This window comes from Blautia sp. AF17-9LB (assembly GCF_003479185.1).
In the GTDB taxonomy this organism is placed as follows: Bacteria; Bacillota; Clostridia; order Lachnospirales; family Lachnospiraceae; genus Fusicatenibacter; species Fusicatenibacter saccharivorans.
This window is the reverse complement of the sequence record NZ_QUGU01000017.1, coordinates 62,848-84,967: the sequence shown is the minus strand read 5'-3', so window position 1 is coordinate 84,967 and position 22,120 is coordinate 62,848. Positions and strand designations below refer to the sequence as shown.

The window sequence follows — 22,120 nt, the reverse complement described above, 5'->3', positions numbered from 1 at the left end:
TGGTATGCCCGCCGCCGGGAAGCGGGGCGGGCATGAAAAAAAGAGCGTCCGCTTTCACGCCGCCCTGTTAAATCCGTACCCGCAGCCCGGAAAGGTCTGCCGCCCGAATACCTACAAGATACCAGTTGTCCCCGTACTCCATACGGGTAGGCTTCCATTTGCCCCGCACAAAGACCTCCATGCAGTCGCCGCAATGCAAACCCCCGTAATAGTCGTTTACGTCAAAGCGAATGTCGTAGCGGTCAGCGGTTTCATCAAAAATCAAAGCTCCTGTTCTCTGTGTCATCATAAAATCCTCCTTTAGGTTGGTTTACAGGCTTTCGCCCTCGTTGCAGGTGTAATCGGGTATGCCCTTGCTTCTTGCCGACTGGATAGTGCGCCCGCCGTACATATCGTGAGATACAAGGGACGTGTAATAGCTGCCAATCGTAGACGGGGCATTGAAAAGGGCAGCTTTCATGTACTGCTTGATGTTGCGGATTTTGGTGGTGTTTTCCTGCATACAGTCCAGTACAAAGCGGATATGTTCGCTGTTCAGTTTCATAAATTTTGCTTTTACAAGCTCTGCCGGGTGGTCGTCCCCGGCGATACGGATTGTTCTTCGTTTGGTGCAGACGGTTTCAAGAATAAGGGCAAGGATTTCCTCTATCCTGTCCCGGTCAAGGTATCTGTCCTGTATCAGATAGTCGTACTCGATATTGTCCTTGATGATTTCCTCATACACGCGATATGCGTCTGTCGTTTCCTTTCGCTTCCGTTCCGGCGGCTGTGCCGCGTCCTCTAAGGGAAAGGGATTTAGGGAATGGAAAGGAATGGAATGGGTACTTAATATATCTGTATTTAATTTTTCTTTTGTTGGTAAGTTAGTCTTTAATAGTTCTTTATTTAATTGCGTTGGATTTTCCAACGTAGGTTTTTCCAACATAGGCTTTTCCAATGTTGGATTATCCAATGTTGGTTTTTCCAATGTAGGTAAATCCAACTTAGGCGGCTGCTCATAGATAACATACGTTGTACCGCGTAAGCATCCTTTCTCATCACGTTCCCTTGAACGCTGTATATATCCGGCATTTTCCAGTTCCCGTACTGCTTCCCGGATAGCGTCAATCTTTTCCCGGTTGATAAGGGACAGTCCTGCAAGGGTGTAGTCCCAATCTTCGGGAAGTGAGAGCATTTGCGACAACAAGCCCTTTGCCTTTAAGGAAAGCTCCTTGTTGCGTAAATGGTGGTTGCTCATAACGGTATAACCTTTGTTCTTTTCCACGCGGAAAACTGCCATAGCTTCGTCACTCCTTTTCGTTGGATTTGTTACGCAGTAGAAACGCGGTTTTGAGGGAAAAGGTATCAACCCTTGTCTTTCTCATTTCCACGCTCTAAGAGCCGCATAAATCAAGGCTTTGTTTGCCCTTACTGCGTAACACGAGGGCATAAAAAAAGCAGCGTTCCTGTTCTCCTGTGTAGGAGTGAGAAACGCCGCCTTATAGGTGGTGCTTATTTTATTTTTTCTTTTCGACGTGCCGCGTAAGGTGGTGCAGCGGTCTATCCGGCAGTCCGCAGGTGCTTTTTGCATATCAAGGCTCAATTCGTTAAAAGTAGTAAATGAGTAGTAAAATCAATCTGCAAACCTGCGAATATGCCTGCAAATCAAGCATTTTTCAAGACAATCAACTAATTTTTTTGAAATAAGAAAAATATTTCAAATAACAGACTGTAATAATTTTCAATTGCTTAGATATTTTTCAATTCTTATTGGTACGATCAGCTCTTCTATCGATGTGTGGCTCGATTCATTAGAACATAAAAGTCGTGTTGTTGGCAATATGACGATCGAATATCTGTCCGATTTATCTGGAATTTCCATAAGAAGTATAAAAGAATACAATCGCGTTTTGGAGAAAAACCAGTTGATCTATATTTTTCGTCAAGATGATTTTTTACTATCATCTGATGAAAAAAATATTTCTCGTATGACAAACGTGTATGGTCGGCCTGCAGATAAATTATACATTGATTCTTATGCTGGATCGCAGAAAAAAGAAAAGAAATCTTACAAATGGATTAATAGTGAAGTTGAAAATGCGAATCGTAAACGTAAGCTGGCCCAAATGTATAACCAGATTGCAAAGGGTAAGGGTCAAAAATACTCTTTGGAAGAAATTCAGCAGATATATGATTATATCCATTCTGAAAATAGCAAATATAGAGCTATGTATAAAGAGAATAAATACGAGGAGTACTTAACGAAGCAAAGAGATGAAACTGTTTTTGAAAAATTTAATTTAAAGAAAGAAGGATAATATGACAGAAGATCAACATTATTTAAAATTACTACTCACGAATATTCATAAAAAATACTCACTAAAAGATACCATTGATAAAAACGAATATTCTTTTACTATGATGAAACTAGGTCAAAACAACATAACTCCACAAGAGGCTTTAATGTGTTATTTAGATCAAGAATCGTCAATTCTCGACCCATCGAATGAAGTGTTGGACGATACAATTTCTTTATTGAATTATCTTTTATCTTATATTACTGCAAATTTTAATATAAAAACCATTGCAGGTTGTTACAAAATTACAAATAGAGAAACTGGTGAAATATACATTGGAGAAACAGTCAATATGTTTGCAAGGTTCTCGCAACATATCAGTATGTTGTATAACGGCACACATCATTGCATAGCTCTTCAAGAATCATTTAATAAAAACAAAGACATTAACCGTTTTTCTTTTAAACCTATTTTCTTTTTTGAAACATCCTATTACAAAGGCAGAGCAGTAACAAAAACAAGAACACTATATTTAGAAGCTGCATATTATTTAACTTATCGTTATAAAAAATATGTTCTTTATAATACGAAAAATCCATTTTTAGAACTTAAAAATAATGAAAAGAAAACTTTTGATAATTACGAAGTTATCTATAAAGATGTTTTACAGATGATATATGACGATCCTGACAAAATTTTATCAGAAAATTTAAAAGAAAAAGTTAGAAAAAATTTGAATGAAAATGGAATTCATGAAACGCCTGAGACAAAACAAAAAAAGAAACATAGTCATTCAAAAAGCAGAGAATATATTGGTGTTGATACGGAAAATGGAACATATGAATATAACAATAAAACATATCCACTGTGTCCTGGTGAAAAATATAGTTTTACGAGTTTGACTGAATCACTTTGTGATAATGGAATTCTACTTTCAAGAGAAGAACATGATTATTTGTTATTCAAAAAGACATTGGTGTACGAAAATCTATTAAATGTGGATAACAGCAATAGATTTTTTGCCAGGGAATCTTCTTTAACTGACGGATATTTAGAATTAAAACATTTTAAAACATGCAATTCTGATTTATATAGATATCAAATAACAGAAAAAGGTAAAGATAGAATTTTAGAAATTATCAATCAGTATGGAAAAGATTACTTTAAAAGACAAGATTAGCAAAGGAGGTATAAAAATGGAATTTAATACAAACCAAAAAGAAGCTATTCACACCATAGACGGAAATATGGTTGTCATTGCTGCAGCTGGATCTGGAAAGACATCTGTACTTACATATAGAATTTTAAACATGGTCAAGAATCATGGAATTGATCCCACTACTATTTTGGCTGTCACGTTCAGTAAAAAGGCAAAAGAAAGCATTGAGCATAGATTAGGAAAACTTGGAGTAGTTAGTGTAAATGTAGAAACTTTTCACTCTCTCGCTCTTAAAATTATTACTTCTACATATGGATATGGAAAGTACAAAGTATGGACTGCATCTTGGGAAAAAGAAAAAGCACTGAAAGAAATTTGCTGTGATTTACTTGGATTATGCAGGAATAAAGATGATGTCCCTTATAATGGAATACTGAGATTTTTGGGAATTCAAAAGACAAATATGTTAAGGTCAACAGATGACTTGATTTATTCAGATGACGATCCGTATCCTGATGATCGGATGAAAAAGATTTATAAAATGTACGAAGATTATAAAAAGGATAAGTCCTATATTGAATTTGATGATTTCCTGAATATGGCAAATCAGTGTTTTGACAAATTCCCAGATATTTTAAAATTTTATCAGAATAAATATCTGTACGTATTATCAGATGAGTTTCAGGATGTGTCTATGGCACAGTCTCTTCTTCTTAAAAGAATTAATAATAAAAACACTATGATTGTAGGTGATCCTTTACAGGCAATCTATTCTTTTCGTGGTGGGCGAAGTGAATACATTATGCAGTTTGATCAGGATTATTCTGATGTGAAAATCGTCCATTTAAACACGAATTACAGATGTAGTACAGATATTGTACGCATGGCGAATATGTTAGCACAACATATTCCTGACAGTAAGGATAAGAATTATGTAGAAAGTATTGCTTCTAAAGGAACAAATCAGTTCCCTGAATACAGAAAATTTGTAAGTGAATATGATGAAGCCTCTTGGATTTGTAAAAAGATCACAGAGAAAAAAGAGAATAATGAGTATAGAGATATGGCTGTTCTAGCAAGGACAAATGCCCAGTTGACAATATTGCAAACTGTCATGTCTAAAAATATGATTCCATATGACGTTGTTAATGGGGTTATGTTTACGGAGCTACCAGAGATTAAGTTACTGATCTCTTATCTTAAATTGGCATTGCACGAAGGAGATAATTCAGCATTTTCGTATGTGTATAATAAACCAAATCGTTGGTTAGACCAGAAATTTTTCGCTGAAGTCAAGGAAAATGCTACGAGGAAAAACACTTCGTTGTACAATGCAATGTTTACGATTGATCGCAGAAATTGGCGTTTCAAAAATGGAATTGATCAATTATATGAAGTTATTAATACACTACAGAACAGAAAATTCGAGTCGGTTGGTAAGATGATTGAATATTTGAGATTCTATCTTAAAATCGATGATTTTGTTAGCAAGGGTAAACAGGCTGATGATGGTGGATTTTCGGAACAGATTGAAAATATGGATGCTTTTCAGAATATTGCAGAAAAGTATTTTGATTTAAACGAGTTTATGTTGTACTTAGATGACATCAATAGACAAGTTGCAATGGAGAATAATGATAAAGTACATCTCTCAACAATTCATAGAGCAAAAGGTTTGGAATATCCAATCGTGTTCATTGTTGGATTGAATGATGGACTGCTCCCACATGCAAAAAGTGACAATCTCGATGATGAACGCAGGTTATTATATGTCGGAATTACAAGAGCAGAGAATGAATTATATCTCTCTTCTACTGCATCATACAATGATAATCTTATGACTCCTAGTCCGTTCATTGATGAACTTGGAGATAGCGTTAAAAAGATGAAGTGTTAATGAATGTTTAGAGAATATAAAATTAGGAACTATTAATCATCCCTATAACTAAGGAGTGATAGAAATGTATTTAAAAATTATGAAAATCAAAGGAGATGCTAATTATGAAAGAGAACACAAGATTTTGCACCAGAAGTTTAAGAGATAATGCAAGATTTGGAGGAGTAATTCAGGTTACAGAACTTTCTCCATATCCGAATTCTACTACCCTATCACATGGATCGCACTTCGCAGAAAAGATTATTGCAGACAGAAAATTTGATGAACAGTGTCGAAGAAATATTATTCAAACACAAAAATTTAAAACTAATCAGTCCACAGTAAAGGAAGTGGATGAGTTTGTTTACTAAAACTGATCGTAGATATTTATCTAAAGCAAGACAGGCTGCAGATATTTCTGATTATAAAAACGTACATATTGGTTGTGTAGCAGTATATAAGGGAAATATTATTGGCATTGGTTGTAATACCAACAAAACACATCCAGTACAGAAATATTATAACAAATATAGAATTACTGACGTTGATCAGGAAACACTTCTTCCTAAAATACATGCAGAAATTAGCTGTATCAATTCAATCCGACATCTGGATATAGATTTTTCCAAAGTAAAATTATATATATATCGAAAACGAAATGATAAACCTTATGGTATGTCTAGGCCATGTCCGTCATGTATGGCTGCCATCAAGGATTTAGGCATAAAGCACATTTATTATACTACAAACGAAGGCTTTGCTTATGAATGTATAACACAGGAGGATTTAGTATGAATATTAATACAAATATTATAGATTTTGTATGGAATTTTAAAAATTTGAAACTTAAGGATTTTGGATTAGATCCTGAATATAACATGTTATGTGCGCCAGTATGTGAATGCGGATGTGGTGAGAAGATGAATGTTCTATTGGCAGATGATGATGACATCTATGATTTTTGTTATGAGCTTGTAGATACTCAAGATTGCAATTATTGTGTTGTTTTTGCAATCAATGAAAAGAATGAAATGCTTGGTGCAATTAAATATGATGGTGAAATTCATTGTATTAAATTGAAAAACATTTCTGAAGACTATCTTCAAGTTGGTGGTATGTTTAATGATTTAGAGCTACATCAGTATGGAATTATTGTCTGTGTTGGCGATGGAGAATATAAGATTTTGGAGGAATAAAAGATATATGGCAGGTATTAATGTACCTCAGTATGAGATTTTTAAAATTGGAACAGATAAATTAAAATATTCTAAATGGAATTTGAATATTGATAAAAAAGAAGCATTTAAATACCAAGAATCTGTTTCATTATTTGAGGGTCAGCAATTTCGAATTATGGCAAAGAAAATCATGAAGAAAGCAAAATGGAAATGTGATTTTTCGAAACTTTTTATGCAAGTCGTTATTGATCAAAAAACAGATTTTGCAAGAGCAACAAACAAAAAAGGTGTTACTGTAAATGGTATAAATTATAGACGTTTTGTTGGAACAACAGGTGGTTTGAAGAATAACACTCTTCTATTCTGTAATTCGGAATACATAGATAAACTAAATGAATTATGTGAATGTAGGCGAAACAAAGAAGTGCCATTAGTTCCAGCAAAATATGAAGCATACAAAGCGTTAACTTGCTCTGCATCGCAGCCAATTTGCGAACCACATGGAATTTTAGTTGTGAAAGATTGCATTACTCAATACGAAGATGATGTAATTTCTCTCGATAGTGGAGTTGGAGACGGTGAGCCAATTCGCGAAAAAAAACATAAAGTAATGGAAAATACAGTGTCTGATGGGTTTAATTTATGTACTATTGGATATATGCAAAGAGTTGCTGAATCTCTTGGATTAGATTATACTCCTGCAGGTGTATGTTTGCGAAATGCCTGGTTAAAAGGTATGCTCTACCCTTTCCCAATTATAGAGTTTATCGAAAAATATAATAATGGGAATTATTTTATCGAGGATATTTGGGGTAATGTGCAGGACATTCGAGAGTGTGAAATGATTCTCACGGAATCTTCATTGAAATTATGGTCGGCATATGAAAGTATTGACGAATATATTGCCGCATATAGAGAGTGTGGATATGAATTTGCAGTTACGAAAATTTCTCCTCATATCTTAGATGAAGAACGTGAATTAAATTATCAATATTTACAGTCTTATGAATTCACTGATGATGATATTAAAGAATTGTGCAATCCTACCATTCAGCATTTAAAAGATGCTATGTGTGGAGACTACGAATCCACCATTAAATTTCTTGGAATTAATGAAAATACAGACGTGAATTCATGGCAACGCGCATTATATACAAGCCAATATATGCTTGGTGATCCGTATATTATCGATTCAACTCATAGGTATATTAAGAAGAAAATAAATGATGCAAAAATTGGTAAATTAATTGTAAATGGTAATTATCAAATTGCTAGTGGTGATCCGTTTGCGTTAATGCAATCAATTTGTGGACTAGAAATAACTGGCTTATTAAAAGCTGATCAATGCTACTCAAAATTCTGGATTGACAAATCTGTAGATTCTGTAGTTATCTTTCGAAGTCCAATGACTTCTCACAATAATATTCGAAAATGCAATGTAATTTCAAACGAAGAATGTTTGTATTGGTATCAGTATATGGATACTATTATGATTATCAATGCATGGGATTCTTTTTGTGTGGCGGAAAACGGTTGCGACTGGGATGGCGATCTTTTATATTCAACCAATAATAAAGTCTTACTTCGTTGTTTTAGAAAATTATTAGCAATTGAATGTGTTCAAAGAAAAGCCAATAAGATTATTATTAATGAAAAAGAAGTAAAAAAAACAAATAAAAACGGCATGGGAAATCAGGTTGGTCAGATTACAAATCGTGTAACTTCTATGATTGAAGTGTTATCTCGATTTAAAGAGGGGTCTAATGAATATAATGATTTATTATATCGTATTGAATGTGGACAGCTTCACCAACAGGATGAATTGGATAAAATCAAAGGAATTATTGCAAAGCCAATGGCAAAATATTGGTATAATCTTGGTGCTTGCAAAGATAATCATTATTTACAATCAATTTGTGCTTATCGAAAACCGTATTTTATGATCTATATTTATGATGAGATTAAACGTAAGTATAAGAATTATATCAAGGAAAGCGAGATAAAATGTGCTGCATTATATGATTGCAGTATTCAAGATTTATATAGTAAAAAGGATAATTTAACTGACGAACAAAAGGATTTTTTATTTTGGTATGAGTATAAAATGCCGGTTGGCATTGGAGCTTGTGCAATGAATAAAATCTGCTGGTATGTTGAAAGTCAATTAGACGGATATAAATCACAATTACATCATGATTCTACTTTTGATTACAATCGTTTAAAAGTTAAACGTCGATGCACAGAAGAACATCGAAAAGCTTTACATGATCTTGAACAAGAGTATCGTGAATGTATTAAGGAGTATAAAGCAAACAGATCTTCCGACAAAGAACAATCAAATAATAACAGAAAATATTTATGCGAAAAATTTAGGCAAGAGGCTATTGAACTTTGCCCAAACGATGAAGAGCGTATGAATATTATCCTTGATATTACCTATGGTTATAAGGGGAATCGACAGTTTTGTTGGGACTGTATTGGTGACTTGCTTATTAAACGTTTGGAAGAAATGGAGAATGAAAATGTATATACTGAATGAGAAGGATTATATTAGATCTGTTCTGGCTTCAAAGAAGAAACCAGAAGATCTATCTATTGGCTATTTGATTGTTTTAACAGCAAAATATTATTATATTAACAATGAAAATATAGAAAAAAAACAGTTAGTTGAAATCGTTACAAATAAGATTTCCGATATGATGATTTATGGCTATCAGGAGTATAAATGGATTCACAAAATTGAGAATGTATGTGATATTTTTTATGATAGCGAGAAAGATAAAAAGTCAAAGCAAAAGGAAGAAATTAACGGAAAAGACAAACAATTCAGAGAATTAAAATATGTTCCAATTTATCAAGAAGAAATTGATCTTATTAACTCACTTCCTAATGACAGACAAAAGAAATTTATGTTTACTTTATATGCCGTAGCTCGTTATATGGATTCTGATGGATGGATTAATAAAAAGGATCTTAGAGGATTGTCTGAAATTTTTAAATTGGCAAATATTACTCTTACGTCGGATAAAAAAAACGAACTGCTTCATGACTTATATAAAAATGGTTATATTTATTTTGGTAAACAAATAGATAACCTGAATATTAGAGTTAATTTAGCTGAATCTGATAATGTGGCATATAAGATAAAAGAATTTTCTAATTTGGGAAATCAATATATCGGTAACTTTAAAAAAGGATATAGACAATGTGCAAATCCATCATGCGGAAAAAGAGTTAAAATGACTGCACCAAATAGGATTTATTGTAGTAAGTGTGCAGAAGAAATTGATCGAGAAAAAGCAAAAGATCGCATGAAGAAGCTGAGAAACCATAAAATGTTCGAAGCTGACAGTATGAAAAATGCTTAATTTTGTTGAGATTTTTGTCTCTTTTTCAAAAAAAATTGTTTTTCTTTGAAGGGAATAAATAATCATTTTTTATTCTGACTACACCGGAAGAAACAAAACCTGTAGTCTATTCAACGGGCGGTTACTCTCTGCCGCCCTTTTCAAAAGGTTAATTCTTTATGTTAATTTCATAATTATCTCCTCTTTCTTTTATGTTTTATTTTTCACTGGCAGATACAATAGTCTGCCAGTATTATCGCGGGATATGCTGGATCGGTTCCACGAGAGATTCATATTCTCTAAAGCTACGTTCGACTCGTAGTCCCGCAACTCGTGGCATAGCACAGATAGATGCGTGTGAGCGTATTAAAGGCGAATTTACAACTCGTCGCCATGAAAATTGGTCAATCTATGCAAAACTAACATCCCAGGCACTCAAAAAGTGCAGTTTCATACCGGTAAAACGAGTAAGTCCTGTGTGGAAATAGTATCAGGAAATAGGGAGCAACAAGGTGATTCAGGGGCAACCGCTGAGAATCATTTTTCTGCGCAACAGAATAGCTCACGCGAACCTATGAAGATATGATGGGGAATTAGGAGGATATATAGTGCGAGTCCTTATTAGACAAGTGCGATGTCCATTTGGGTAAGTGAATTGGTAGAGATGCCAAATTAGCTTATGCAGGATGTGAGTAGGGATTATAACCGAAAGCTACGAAGGCGTGATGGATTTTGTTATCCAAAAGATAATGAAACATCTGGTGCAGCGCGTCTTCTGTATTCAATTTCGTTTCTATTAATTAGTATGTTCAGGAAGAATATAAAAATTGGTTTAATGCAAAAGGTAAACAAATTATACAAGCGAAAGTCTGTACCTCTGTATGGTGTAAGCAGCCAAAATGTGTAATCTCTTTTGAGGTAATACACACACTGAAAGATACGCAATATCTGGATGTGTTAAGCGGATTCTGCACAGTTCTCTTAGCGGAGATTTATAGCACGGCAGTGTTAATGGAACGATGAAACTTGAGTAGTCATACAGTAAAGAAGATAAGCCCCTTCTCAAAAGGCGGTTGTGGAAGATACTATGTGTGTGCGTAAGCAACATATAGTGGATAACCGAAGAAAAAATAATGTCGGTAAAGGTTTCCGAAGATACGTTTAATCTCAGCGTACTTATTTTGCTACTTATGTAGCATTATTGCGGTGTAGCTCAGTTGGTGAGAGCATTCGGCTTATATCCGAACGGTCGTGGGTTCGAGTCCTACCACCCCAACTATTTATCTTTGTTGTAAATACAAAGAAATTTAAAACGAAAGGTGTGCATTAATATAGTACTCATTACTAAACAAGAAAAAGAATATTTAGTAAAGCATGGAGTTCCTTATGCGGAAGGCGGCGTATCCCATTCGGAATCATGTCATAAACGTAAAAAATTCTATTTGTGTGAGACTCCTCATAATATGAGACTTCTCGAAAATTATAGAAAAAAATTATATCATCGCTAATGCGAAATTTAATGAGAAAGGTGGTTTGGAGCCATCAAAACTAAATTTTATGATACTAACGCTCTTCTATTACTACAGGATAAAATTTTAGAAGACAGTTTTTACATTAGTTCTACTACTCTAGAAGAACTAGAAAACATTAAAACAAGTTCTCGAAAAGATGAAGAGACAAAATACAAAGCAAGAAAATTATTACATATTTTAGATGAAAATGATGATAAATATAAAGTTGTTATTACCACCAAAGATATTATCTCAATTATAGATGCTTTTGGATTAGAAAACACTCCTGATAATCAGATTTGTGCATGTGCATATTCTACTCCTGATATTTTATTTATTACAAACGATATTTCTTGTAAAACCATTGCAAAATGGATTTTTGGATTAGATGTTTCCAGTATTTCTACTATTCAAGAAGATCTATATAAAGGATATAGAGATATTACATTGTCTGAAAATGATATGGCATATTTCTATGAACATTTAAATGAAAATGTTTTCAATTTATTAACAAATGAATATGTTATTATTCGAAATGCAGACAATGAAGTTGTAGATAAATTAAAATGGGATGGCGGAATGTATCAGACTATTAGAAATAAACCATTTAAATCTAATATGTTTGGTACATTAAAACCATTAGACGACATTCAATCATTCGCTATGGATTCGATTAATACAAATGACATTACCGTATTGTATGGTAAAGCTGGTAGTGGTAAAACTACTCTTCCGCTTAATTATATCATGCAAGAAATCGAAAAAGGAAAATATAAAAAATGCTATATGGTTTACTCTTATGAACCATTAAAAGGAGCAAAAACTCTCGGCTACGAAAAGGGTGATCATGTCACAAAATTGATCTATTCTGCATCTATCGGAAATATTTTAGCATCAAAATTTGGCGATCTACAGCAAGTTGAATACATGCTTGATCGTGGAATGCTAGATATTATTCCAACTGCAAATATTCGAGGTGTCGAATTTGAATCTGATAGCATCTGTATGGTTACAGAAAGTCAGAATTTGGATGTTTATACTCTAAAAACAATTATTCAACGTTGTAAATCTGGATGTAAACAAATATATGAGGGTGACATTATTGAACAAAAGGATACAAACGTCCAAAATGTTGGTATTAATAGACTGATTGACGTATTCAAAGGACATAAAAGCTTTGGGTGTGTCAAACTTAAAAATAATTACAGATCTGAATTGAGCGAATTAGCAGATTTGATGTAAGAAAGGATTTATATATTAGTGATTAAAAAATTTGATAAAGAATACAGTACTCAATACGTACCTGAGATGAAATATCTTCAATCAAAAGGTATTGAATATTCTTTTGTAAAAGATATTCAAGGAGTGACGACATATAAATATACGAAGACACCAGAGTTATTTTTGGCTTTGGTGTCTTTTTATATGGAAAATAAATAAAAATACGAAAGGATAAATAATAGGTGATAAATAATGAGCCAAAAAAGAATTTATTCAAAAGATGAAACTGAATTAATGCTTGAAATGTACAAAGATGGAGAAACATATTCGGACATAGGGAAAGCTTTACATACTAAAGCACAAAAAGTTTCAAAATATTTAAAAGAACTGGGGTATGGCGTCAGGCCACATAACCAATTAAAAAATCATGAATATTTATCTGCATCACGAAAAAACTCTTTAAATGAAAATTTCTTTAAAACTATTGATACAGAATCAAAGGCCTATTGGCTTGGATTTTTATATGCAGATGGATATATATGTAAAAAGTATGATAAATCGGGGCATGAAAAAGGTGGATCAGTAGAGTTAACTTTAAAATCAGATGATAAATATCATATTCAAAATTTTTTAAGTGATATACAATCTACTGCGCCGATTGCAGATAGGAAAATAAAATTAAATGGTAAAGAATATTTTGCAAACAGAGCTTGTATAACGTCTATTAAAATGGTGAATGATTTAATTAGTCATGGATGCGTAGAAAATAAATCTTTGATTTTAGAACCACCTACCTCTGTTCCTGATGGTTTAATTTCGCACTTTATACGCGGATACTTTGATGGCGATGGATGTGTATGTTTTTATCCTGAAAACTATTCATATACGTATAGTATATTGGGTACTAAAGCATTTCTTGAGTTTGTTGCAACCAAAGCACAATTACCGTCTTTTAATATTATCTCTTTTGAACACAAAAAATGTTATGAATTAAGAACTCATTCCAAAAAATCAGCAGAATTATTTCATAATTACATTTATAAAGACAAAACAATTTATCTCGAAAGAAAATATCAAAAATCTCTTGCGATGATGAAGTGGTGTTTTATGGAAGATAATAGAACTGAAACACAGAAAATAGCAGATTTATTAGACGATATGTTATTTTTTGATGATAGTAATATAGAAAATTTTATATGTGATTCATATAAAACAGAACGAAGTGAAACTGCAGCTATGGCAGATTTATTAGATTAATCCTTTTATGGAAATATTATGAAAGCACGAGGCATATTGCCAATGGAGAAAAAGGAACTCAAGAAAAAAATAGAAACAACATATTTAGACATTGCAATTCCAAGTAATGTAGAAAATTTACAGTTGCCAGATCCTACTCTATTACAATTTTATAAAAATTACGATGATAGAATTATTTGGATTGATGATGAAATTACAACCATGACTTTGGAATATGCAAAGATGATTATGCAGTGGAATTCAGAAGATAAGAAAAATAATATTCCAGCAGAAGAACGTAAGCCAATTAAAGTAATCTTCTTTAGTCCTGGTGGCGATTTAGAGGTAAATAACTGTTTGGTTGATACAATTCAACTAAGTCAAACAAAAGTTATTGGAATCAATGTTGGTATGGCTGCATCAAGTGGATGCTTTATTTATTTGGCATGTCATGAGCGTTTTACATTTCCAACGGCAGAATTCCTCATCCATAAGGGAGCTGGTCAATTTGCTGGGACATACAATGATGTAGTTGCAGCAATTTTAAATTATCAACGACAAATCGAAGAACTTGGTGACTTTGTTTTATCTAGAACAAAGATTCCAGAAGATGTATTTAATGAAAACTTTGAAAATGACTGGTATTTATCTGCGAAAGAAGCTATTAAATATGGTGTTGCAGATAAAATTATTACAAGTTTAGACGAAATCATTTAAGGAAGAGTTCAATACTCTTCTATTTTTATACAAATTTTTAGGATTAAAAGGAGAATTATACGATATGGCAGCATTTACTTATAAGAAAACATCGACAACTTCAATGAAAGTTACTGGTATTTTAAATCCACAAACTATGGTAATCAATGTTGACGGTGAAGATAAGCAACTTTCTACTCTTCTACGTGACTTCGCAGACCTACCAGTAGAAATTAATATTAAGGTCAAGGACGAAGAAGAACTGGATGAACCAGTTGATGTTGAGTAAGAAGGGAGTGATCTACTATTACTTCCTATACAAGATTGCCTGGTGAAACAGATGATCAACTTATATATAGAGTTACTAAAGATAAGGATATAATCGGTTCATGGAATGATGTAGCTGATGTACTCAATCAGTTACTTGGAACTCATTATGGAGAATCAAAATTTCGGAAGGATAAAGCGACATTTGATCGAATGCTGAATGCAAATCGTGATATGTTTGTTGATTCTGATAAACAGTTGCAGGATATCCGGATCGCGCAAAGAGAATTAGAAAAAACTCGTAAGAAAATCCAAACAGAAAAACTAGAATATTCAAAATGGCTACGCGAAGATGCGAGAGCTGAAATGGTTACAGAAAAAATTTGCAATGCAGTTCGTGAATTAAAAACATTGGATATTCCGGAATACATTCCACCTATACATGATCATAAATCATATCTTCTGTGTTTAGCTGATGCTCATTATGGGATTGAATTTGAGATTAAAGATTTGTTTGGAAATATTATCAATGAATATAGTCCAGAGATCTTCGAAACACGTATGTGGGATCTTTTAAATAAAGTTGTTCAGATTGTGAATAAAGAACATATTACAGAATTAAATGTTTGGGAGTTAGGCGATGGACTGCAGGGTGTCTTGCGTTTAAATTCCCAACTTATGAAGCTTAGATATGGTATTATCGACTCTTCTATTCTGTATGCCAATTTCCTTGCAAATTGGTTAAATGAACTTAGTAAATATGTACGAATTAAATTTCAAATGGTGATTGATTCAAATCATAATCAGCTTAGAATTTGCGGTGCGCCGAAAAATGCATTCGTAGATGAAAATATGAGTAAATCAATGCTTGTATTAATTAAAGCACGGCTTAAAGACAATAAGAATATTGTAATTCTTGAAAATCCAACTGGAATGGATTATTCCGTACTAAGCACATATGCAGTATTAGGTATTCATGGCGAAGTTCCGAACATTAAAACCGCAATTGATGAATATGCGCGAGCTTATCAAACACATTTTGATTATTTGATTGGCGCTCATTGCCATCATAAAACAAATGTGGAAGTTGGAATTGATGCAGAATGTCTTACTGTCAGATCTATTATTGGCGTCGATCCATATGGGATGTCTCTAAGGAAAACATCTAACCCTGGCGCGAGTTTATTTGAGTTCGAGCTTGGACAAGGGCTTACAACACAACATTCAATTAAGCTTAATTAATGGAGAATACAATTATGGGAGAAATTGACGAAAATCCAGTGTTGGATTATGACGAACTTAATTCATACATTCAAGGTCGAGCTGGTTTAGATTATGACACGGTAGCTAATGTACTGGATCTTGAAACAGAATACATGATCAAAGTAGGAATTATTGAGTCACAAAATCCTGCTGAAGTAGAAAAATAAGTACAGATACATCTGTACTTACATATAAAGAAGGTCATCGGCTACCTAGAATTGAATACAAGAACTCTTATCAGAGAGCCTGATCCATCTGGACGTTGCGTGGTGCGCTCCTCGGTTTTTATCGTGGTCGAGGTAGCGAACGCCAATGCTCACGGACAAATTCCCATCTATTTAGACGGAAACGCCAATAAGCATTAACGTGAACTGGCGTTAATATCGAATATGACATAGCCATGTTACTTCACCTGCCTTTCCGTTGTTATACAACAAATGTACAAAACTCGGGAAAAGCCGATGACCAAGAATACGGAAGATGCTCCGTACTTATAGAGAATAACACATTATAAAAAATTAGACAAGCACTTCATAAGTGCAAAATTTATTTGAACAAAAGGACTAATTGTTAAGTAACTAAAAACATAGAAATATATATACAAATATAGATAAGAGTGGACACATTAAGTCTCTTGTTTATAGCTTAACAATAGGTCTCAAGCCTAAGTGACTGCTACTGTCGAAAGACATGTTGCAGATAGGAACTATGTTAAGCAGTAAGGTAAAGACACACCTTTAGATGTAATCTTCAGTCTGAAGCTCTGTGAGTGCAAACCAAGAAACAATGCTAATGTCCTGTATTGATAACAGGGAAACGCATATCCTCTGCTTGACTTTGGCACGAAGAGAAATTCTCCGAAAGGAAGGCGTCAGAAATGACAAGTTATGCTTTTGTATTAGATGCGAATGGGAAACAATTAGCGCCGACAAAAGAACAAAAAGCGTGGTTTCTTATCCGTAAGAAACGAGCAGCATTGGTTAGTAAATATCCAATGGTAATACAATTGAAAAAAGAAATTCAAGAAAATGAAATCTGTAAAGATGAGATTCGTTGTGGAATAGATGACGGCGGACTTCATGTAGGGATTGCTCTGGTTCAGAAATGTAAAACGAAAAATAAAGTTGTTTTCAAAGGAACCATCGAGCAGCGCAATGATGTAAAGCATCTTATGGAAGTTAGGCGGGGTTATAGACGCTACCACCGTTATCATAAAAGATATAGACAAGCGAGATTCAATAATCGTAAATCTTCTAAAAGAGAAGGACGAATTGCCCCAAGTATCTTACAGAAACGACAAGCTACCATAAGAGTTATCAATCAGCTTAATAAGTGGATAAATATAACAAATTATTGGCTGGAAGATGTTTCTATTGATATCCGCGTATTAACAGATGGGTATAAATCTTATCGTTGGCAATATCAAAAATCCAACAGATTAGATGAAAATATTCGTAAAGCAACTATTCTAAGAGATGGTGGCAAGTGTATGGAATGTGGAAAATCTAACTGCAGATTAGAAGTTCATCATATTAAACCAAAAAGACGAAATGGTTCCAACACGTTAGATAATCTGATTACATTATGTGAAAGCTGCCATCAGAAAACTGAAGGCCAGGAAGAATTATATATGGATCGATATTTCTCCCTGTTAAAATCTTCTGACAATAAAAACCTGAATTATGCACAACATGTAATGATTGGTAAGATGTGGCTTCGAAAACAATTGTCAGGTTTGGGGGTATTATATCTGACGAGTGGTGGAGATACAGCCAACAAACGCATTGACTGGAATATTGAGAAATCACACGCCAATGATGCTGTCTGTATTACGGATTTGCAGCCTGATACATATGATATGAAAGAATGGACAATGAAACCCATGCGTAGACAAAGCAAAGCGAAAACCGACCATGTTTTAGGAATTAAGCATAGAGATTTGGTTGAGTATACATTTAAAAATGGCGAAACGCACAGAGGATATGTAACAGCATTATACCCTGAACAAAAAGCGATTAATTTTCAAAGTCCAACAAAACATTGTAAAAAAGTTAATGCGAGGAAGTGTAAATTACTATGGAAATATTCAAAAATCTATTGGTTTGAGAATGCGAGCTAAACACGCTTATCTATGATTAGATGTAATTAACTATATTATTTTAAGGAGAATATTAAAATGAACAAACAAGATATTATTAAAACCGTAGCAGCAAACCTAGAAGTAACCCAGAAAGATGCAGCAAAATATGTAGATGCTGTTTTCGTTACCATCAAAGATGCAATGGCTGATGGAGAATCTGTAAATATCGCAGGATTTGGAAAATTCGAGGTTGTAGAAAAGGCAGAATCTAAGAGACGTAATCCTCAGACTGGTGAAACAATTATGGTTGCTGCTCATAAAGCACCGAAATTCAAGGCAGCTACTGCTCTTAAAGAGGCTGTTCTCTAATAGATCGGTGGTGATTTTATGCATACACTGAAATGTAAAAGTATTGAAGAATTAGTCGAAGTAGTTGTCGAGACTTATGAGCTACTACATGATTGTGATCGAAACGTAAGTTTTGTTGCTAAGTATGATCATGCAAAAGAAATTTTGAGAGAATTGGTATTTTACGATTATGATCTAAAATTTGTTGAGTTAGCAGATCCTGAGTGGGATAACTATGAAGACGAATATGTTATTAGTATTGTGTGTGATGAAATATTTTGCGAGAAGCTAAAATTGGACGGAAGATATTGTATGCTATCTCCAAAATTTGTATTTTTTGATGAAAATGCAAATTCTAAATGCGTTAAATATTTTGAATCGGATATGAAATATGAATTTGAAATCACGGAAGAAGAATCTGGTGATGACTCTGATCATATGATCGACCACCATGATTGTGATGACTACGACTGTGATTCACGTTCCAAAGACAATTCTATGAATGTAGATTTCTCTGATGATGGACAGGGATTTACATGTAGCAAGCATGATAAGAATGGATATAGTTCTATTTCATATTGGTCATCTGAACAGTTTGATAAGGATCGTCTATCTGAGATTTTGAAAAGTTTTTATTTATAATTTTGTTGAGTGTGTAAGACTGCAGCTTACGCACTCAACTATAGGTCGTTAGTGTAATTGGCAACACGGCAGTCTCCAAAACTGTTAATCAGGGTTCGAATCCCTGGCTTCCTGTTTACAATTTTCCGTAAATGAATGCAGAGAATAAATGATTAGAGACGGGTGGATAACCTGATAATGAGCTATATAGAATAGTTTTTACTCTTCTATTTCATCTCTGTTGGTGGAACTAATGTATAGGGTACGCTCCTATCACACCACGTTGCGGAGAGATTTGGTGGATAATTACCACCCACTCTCCTTTTACTAAAAATAACTATTTTAGAAAAGGAGAAATAAAATGAACGAAATTATTTTAAAAAATGAAAATGGACAAGTTGTTACTAGTAGCCGCGATGTAGCTGAAAAGTTTAATAAGAATCACAGAGATGTTCTTGATTCCATTAGAAATCTCACGGCGGAAAATTCCGCAGTGAAAAATATGTTTTATCTTTCAGAGTATACCAATTCAAGAGGAAGAAAATATAATGAATATCTTATGAATAGAGATGGTTTTTCTTTGTTATGTATGGGATTTACTGGGAAAGAAGCTCTTGAATGGAAACTTAAATACATAGATGCATTTAATAAAATGGAAGAAAAACTAAAAACTGGAAATTATCTTTCTGAAGAAGAAAAATATAAACTTCAGCTATTTAGTAAAGATCCATCGGAAGTAGCTTATGCGCATCAGAAACTTGTTGAACTTGCCACAGCTCCACTTATTGCAGAAAATGAAGAAATGAAGCCGAAAGCAGAATATCATGACACCGTATTGAAGAAAGATGGTCTTATTACTACAACTATTGTAGCAAAAGATTTAGGGTTTTCAAGTGCCGTTAAATTAAATCAAGTTATGTATGCGAACCATATTATTTTTAAAAATAAATCTGGTACATGGTGTCCGTATGCCGAATATGAATGGTTGATTTCAGAGGATTATGCAGACTATCAAAGTTATACAGATACTAAAGCAAAACCTTGTCTGAAATGGACAGAAAAAGGAAGAAAATGGATTATTGAGAATTATAACAATTGGGTTATGAATCTAGCGATCTAAGTTTTAAATGAAGAATATTTTAAAAGAGCAGATAGTAATTTACTACTATTCTGCTCTTTGCTTTGAAAGGAAGTGAGATTATTGGCTGTAAGAGGTCGTATTTATCATAATTTTTATACGCCTGAATTATGGGCGCAAGTAAATAAAGAGAATAAAAGAATAATGGATGATTTTCTTCAAGAATATAAACAAAGAAAAATGAGCAAAGGAACGATCTCGGGATATCATAATGATCTTCGTATTATTATGATTTACATTCTTAAAGAGTTAGATAATCGTTGCGTCCTGGAATTAAAGAAAAAAGATTTTCGTAATTTAAGTTTATATTTTACAGAAGAATGTGAAATGTCTGCTGCAAGAACAAATCGTCTTAAAAGTGCAATCAATAGTCTCTTAACATTTTGTGAAGATGATGATGACTATGATTATGAAATTAATTATGCCAAAAAAGTACATGGCATTCCAAAATCGCGTGTAAAAGACGATGATGATGATTTCTTTTTTACTTTTGATGAATTTATTAAAGTTCGTGACATTTTAGTGTCTCAAGAAAAATGGCAATTAGCTGTTTTATGGAGTATAGGATTTGATTCTGCTGGACGAAAGAATGAATTATTTCAGATACAGAAACATGGATTATTAGACGGGAATAAAACAAATATTGTTGTCGGTAAAAGAGGTAAAAAATTTCCACTTGTATATTTAGACGACACAAAAGAATTAATAAGAAAGTATCTCGAATGGCGAGGAGATGATACTATTGATTCTCTTTGGATTAAGGGTTGCGGAGATAATAAACAGCCATTATCTGATTCGAATGTTTTATATGATAGAATTGTAAGTATTTCAAAAATATTATCAGAAGTACGTGGAGAACCATGTAATATTTTTACACATACAATGCGACATAGCAGACTTGAATGTTTATCTCAGGGAACCGATTTACGTCTTCTTGATAAAAATGGAAATCCTAAAAAGTTTCCTTTGGAACAAGTACAAGTATTTGCACATCACTCTGATCCAAGTACGACACAGGGATATTTAAAGGATCATTCAGAAGATACAATTAATTCTATGTTTGGAATTTAACATTCCATCCGGAGAATAATACAATATAGATCATATATTGACTTATGCGGAAGCTGTTTTATTCTACTACAAATTTGTCATTTGTCAAGACTTGACTTGACATTCCTCAAAAATTAGGGTATATTACATTTGTAAGTAAGACAAAGTAAGTAGAAGTAGAACAATGTAGAGTGATCTAGTAGTCTACATAATTATTTAAATAAATAAAATAACCACTTGCTAATCAAGTGGCTTTCAATAAATTGAATATAGAATGGGATATTCACCCAAGTGGATTTCTCAGAGCCGAAGGGGTATCGGCTGATTGATAGTCAGGAAAAGGATCGCTTAATTAGCGGTCTTTTTTCGTTTGGACAATATTCTGTAAAAACATTAGAACTGTCCCGGCAACAATTGTAGATAGTAAATTACTATCATTCACAATTGTGTATGTATCTTTGAAGAATCTTAGAAACGTATCTATATCGCATCACCCTCCTTTCGTAGCAAGGGTATCTATATAACGAAGCATCGCTGCTTCGATGCGACTCTGAAAAAATCCTTAGCATTGCATCCAGCCGTAAATGAACGCCTGGGTGAATTCCTACATATAGATTATATGTCAACAAGAAAATCTGTCAACCATAACATGTGGACAATCTATAGATAGATCGTGTAGCAACACGTAAACTGCAATCTCCGACCGACGTCTAGGAATCGGTATTGGCACAAACCTGAGAAAATGTGCGACGTCAAAAAATACAAAAAATCGCAAAAATATTTATAAAAGGACGTGCTATACCTTTACAAAATTTTCCTATTGTGATAATGTGAAATTATCAAATACAGGAGG

The 22,120-nt window shown here is 33.6% G+C and carries 21 protein-coding genes, 2 tRNA genes and 1 pseudogene; 22 read left to right on the top strand and 2 right to left on the bottom strand.

Annotated elements, in window-relative coordinates; translation table 11 throughout:
- Window positions 1-67 precede the first annotated feature (67 nt).
- Window positions 68-286, bottom strand: coding sequence for a DUF5348 domain-containing protein (locus DWX00_RS16060; RefSeq protein WP_015529213.1), 219 nt, complete (start codon window positions 284-286; stop codon window positions 68-70).
- A gap of 24 nt (window positions 287-310) precedes the next feature.
- On the bottom strand, window positions 311-1,279 hold the full coding sequence (locus DWX00_RS16055; protein WP_015529214.1) for a DUF6017 domain-containing protein: 969 nt from the start codon (window positions 1,277-1,279) through the stop codon (window positions 311-313).
- 625 nt (window positions 1,280-1,904) lie between these two features.
- Between DWX00_RS16055 and DWX00_RS16050 the strand changes: the two genes are divergently transcribed.
- From DWX00_RS16050 to DWX00_RS15945, 22 genes and pseudogenes are all read left to right on the top strand, one after another.
- Complete coding sequence (locus tag DWX00_RS16050) at window positions 1,905-2,297, top strand: hypothetical protein (protein ID WP_118595745.1); 393 nt, start codon at window positions 1,905-1,907, stop codon at window positions 2,295-2,297.
- A 1-nt stretch (window position 2,298) separates the two neighbouring features.
- A complete protein-coding gene (locus DWX00_RS16045; protein ID WP_118595744.1) occupies window positions 2,299-3,456 on the top strand; it encodes a GIY-YIG nuclease family protein in 1,158 nt (385 codons plus the stop codon).
- A 16-nt stretch (window positions 3,457-3,472) separates the two neighbouring features.
- Window positions 3,473-5,332, top strand: coding sequence for an ATP-dependent helicase (locus DWX00_RS16040; RefSeq protein ID WP_118595743.1), 1,860 nt, complete (start codon window positions 3,473-3,475; stop codon window positions 5,330-5,332).
- Window positions 5,333-5,436: 104 nt separating this feature from the next.
- The gene (locus tag DWX00_RS16035) at window positions 5,437-5,682 is read left to right on the top strand and encodes a hypothetical protein (protein WP_118595742.1); all 246 of its coding nucleotides are present in this window, start codon (window positions 5,437-5,439) and stop codon (window positions 5,680-5,682) included.
- A complete protein-coding gene (locus tag DWX00_RS16030) occupies window positions 5,666-6,106 on the top strand; it encodes a deaminase (protein WP_243038034.1) in 441 nt (146 codons plus the stop codon). The genes DWX00_RS16035 and DWX00_RS16030 overlap by 17 nt, the downstream gene beginning before the upstream one ends.
- Window positions 6,103-6,507: a hypothetical protein gene (locus DWX00_RS16025; RefSeq protein ID WP_118595740.1), complete on the top strand. Its 405-nt coding sequence runs from the start codon at window positions 6,103-6,105 to the stop codon at window positions 6,505-6,507. Before DWX00_RS16030 ends, DWX00_RS16025 begins: the two co-directional genes overlap by 4 nt.
- A 7-nt stretch (window positions 6,508-6,514) precedes the next feature.
- Complete coding sequence (locus DWX00_RS16020) at window positions 6,515-9,028, top strand: hypothetical protein (RefSeq protein WP_118595739.1); 2,514 nt, start codon at window positions 6,515-6,517, stop codon at window positions 9,026-9,028.
- Window positions 9,012-9,857 (top strand): hypothetical protein, encoded by an 846-nt coding sequence (locus tag DWX00_RS16015; RefSeq protein WP_147398275.1) that lies wholly within the window; start codon window positions 9,012-9,014, stop codon window positions 9,855-9,857. The genes DWX00_RS16020 and DWX00_RS16015 overlap by 17 nt, the downstream gene beginning before the upstream one ends.
- A 1,181-nt stretch (window positions 9,858-11,038) precedes the next feature.
- Window positions 11,039-11,112, top strand: a tRNA-Ile gene (locus tag DWX00_RS16010).
- Between the two features lie 265 nt (window positions 11,113-11,377).
- Window positions 11,378-11,707, top strand: a pseudogene (locus DWX00_RS20745) (PIN domain-containing protein); the annotation flags it as partial.
- Between the two features lie 87 nt (window positions 11,708-11,794).
- Complete coding sequence (locus DWX00_RS16000; RefSeq protein WP_118595737.1) at window positions 11,795-12,589, top strand: PhoH family protein; 795 nt, start codon at window positions 11,795-11,797, stop codon at window positions 12,587-12,589.
- Window positions 12,590-12,820: 231 nt separating this feature from the next.
- Window positions 12,821-13,825 carry an LAGLIDADG family homing endonuclease gene (locus DWX00_RS15990; protein WP_118595735.1) on the top strand — a complete coding sequence of 335 codons (1,005 nt, stop codon included), beginning with the start codon at window positions 12,821-12,823 and terminating at the stop codon, window positions 13,823-13,825.
- A 42-nt stretch (window positions 13,826-13,867) separates the two neighbouring features.
- Window positions 13,868-14,521 carry a ClpP family protease gene (locus DWX00_RS15985; protein WP_158578889.1) on the top strand — a complete coding sequence of 218 codons (654 nt, stop codon included), beginning with the start codon at window positions 13,868-13,870 and terminating at the stop codon, window positions 14,519-14,521.
- Window positions 14,522-14,585: 64 nt separating this feature from the next.
- Window positions 14,586-14,789, top strand: coding sequence for a hypothetical protein (locus DWX00_RS15980; RefSeq protein ID WP_118595733.1), 204 nt, complete (start codon window positions 14,586-14,588; stop codon window positions 14,787-14,789).
- A gap of 35 nt (window positions 14,790-14,824) precedes the next feature.
- On the top strand, window positions 14,825-16,009 hold the full coding sequence (locus tag DWX00_RS15975) for a hypothetical protein (protein WP_118595732.1): 1,185 nt from the start codon (window positions 14,825-14,827) through the stop codon (window positions 16,007-16,009).
- Between the two features lie 14 nt (window positions 16,010-16,023).
- Window positions 16,024-16,197 (top strand): hypothetical protein, encoded by a 174-nt coding sequence (locus tag DWX00_RS19915; RefSeq protein WP_199669517.1) that lies wholly within the window; start codon window positions 16,024-16,026, stop codon window positions 16,195-16,197.
- A 710-nt stretch (window positions 16,198-16,907) separates the two neighbouring features.
- Complete coding sequence (gene iscB, locus DWX00_RS15970; protein WP_118595731.1) at window positions 16,908-18,149, top strand: RNA-guided endonuclease IscB; 1,242 nt, start codon at window positions 16,908-16,910, stop codon at window positions 18,147-18,149.
- A gap of 57 nt (window positions 18,150-18,206) precedes the next feature.
- On the top strand, window positions 18,207-18,479 hold the full coding sequence (locus DWX00_RS15965) for an HU family DNA-binding protein (protein WP_118595730.1): 273 nt from the start codon (window positions 18,207-18,209) through the stop codon (window positions 18,477-18,479).
- A gap of 18 nt (window positions 18,480-18,497) precedes the next feature.
- Window positions 18,498-19,100, top strand: coding sequence for a hypothetical protein (locus DWX00_RS15960; RefSeq protein WP_118595729.1), 603 nt, complete (start codon window positions 18,498-18,500; stop codon window positions 19,098-19,100).
- 42 nt (window positions 19,101-19,142) lie between these two features.
- Window positions 19,143-19,214 (top strand) — tRNA-Trp (locus tag DWX00_RS15955).
- A 226-nt stretch (window positions 19,215-19,440) separates the two neighbouring features.
- Window positions 19,441-20,199: a phage regulatory protein/antirepressor Ant gene (locus DWX00_RS15950; protein ID WP_118595728.1), complete on the top strand. Its 759-nt coding sequence runs from the start codon at window positions 19,441-19,443 to the stop codon at window positions 20,197-20,199.
- 81 nt (window positions 20,200-20,280) lie between these two features.
- Entirely contained in the window at window positions 20,281-21,288 is a 1,008-nt protein-coding gene (locus DWX00_RS15945) for a site-specific integrase (protein ID WP_118595727.1), read from the top strand.
- Window positions 21,289-22,120 lie beyond the last annotated feature (832 nt).

Bases quoted from the DNA above. Each gene is read 5' to 3' on its own strand.
- DWX00_RS16055 (WP_015529214.1), bottom strand. From the start codon at position 1,279: ATGGCAGTTTTCCGCGTGGAAAAGAACAAAGGTTATACCGTTATGAGC.
- DWX00_RS16030 (WP_243038034.1), top strand. From the start codon at position 5,666: ATGAGTTTGTTTACTAAAACTGATCGTAGATATTTATCTAAAGCAAGA.
- DWX00_RS15960 (WP_118595729.1), top strand. From the start codon at position 18,498: ATGCATACACTGAAATGTAAAAGTATTGAAGAATTAGTCGAAGTAGTT.
- DWX00_RS15965 (WP_118595730.1), top strand. From the start codon at position 18,207: ATGAACAAACAAGATATTATTAAAACCGTAGCAGCAAACCTAGAAGTA.
- DWX00_RS16040 (WP_118595743.1), top strand. From the start codon at position 3,473: ATGGAATTTAATACAAACCAAAAAGAAGCTATTCACACCATAGACGGA.
- DWX00_RS15980 (WP_118595733.1), top strand. From the start codon at position 14,586: ATGGCAGCATTTACTTATAAGAAAACATCGACAACTTCAATGAAAGTT.
- DWX00_RS19915 (WP_199669517.1), top strand. From the start codon at position 16,024: ATGGGAGAAATTGACGAAAATCCAGTGTTGGATTATGACGAACTTAAT.
- DWX00_RS15990 (WP_118595735.1), top strand. From the start codon at position 12,821: ATGAGCCAAAAAAGAATTTATTCAAAAGATGAAACTGAATTAATGCTT.
- DWX00_RS16060 (WP_015529213.1), bottom strand. From the start codon at position 286: ATGACACAGAGAACAGGAGCTTTGATTTTTGATGAAACCGCTGACCGC.
- DWX00_RS15985 (WP_158578889.1), top strand. From the start codon at position 13,868: ATGGAGAAAAAGGAACTCAAGAAAAAAATAGAAACAACATATTTAGAC.
- DWX00_RS15950 (WP_118595728.1), top strand. From the start codon at position 19,441: ATGAACGAAATTATTTTAAAAAATGAAAATGGACAAGTTGTTACTAGT.
- DWX00_RS16045 (WP_118595744.1), top strand. From the start codon at position 2,299: ATGACAGAAGATCAACATTATTTAAAATTACTACTCACGAATATTCAT.
- DWX00_RS16015 (WP_147398275.1), top strand. From the start codon at position 9,012: ATGTATATACTGAATGAGAAGGATTATATTAGATCTGTTCTGGCTTCA.
- DWX00_RS16025 (WP_118595740.1), top strand. From the start codon at position 6,103: ATGAATATTAATACAAATATTATAGATTTTGTATGGAATTTTAAAAAT.
- iscB (WP_118595731.1), top strand. From the start codon at position 16,908: ATGACAAGTTATGCTTTTGTATTAGATGCGAATGGGAAACAATTAGCG.
- DWX00_RS16020 (WP_118595739.1), top strand. From the start codon at position 6,515: ATGGCAGGTATTAATGTACCTCAGTATGAGATTTTTAAAATTGGAACA.
- DWX00_RS16035 (WP_118595742.1), top strand. From the start codon at position 5,437: ATGAAAGAGAACACAAGATTTTGCACCAGAAGTTTAAGAGATAATGCA.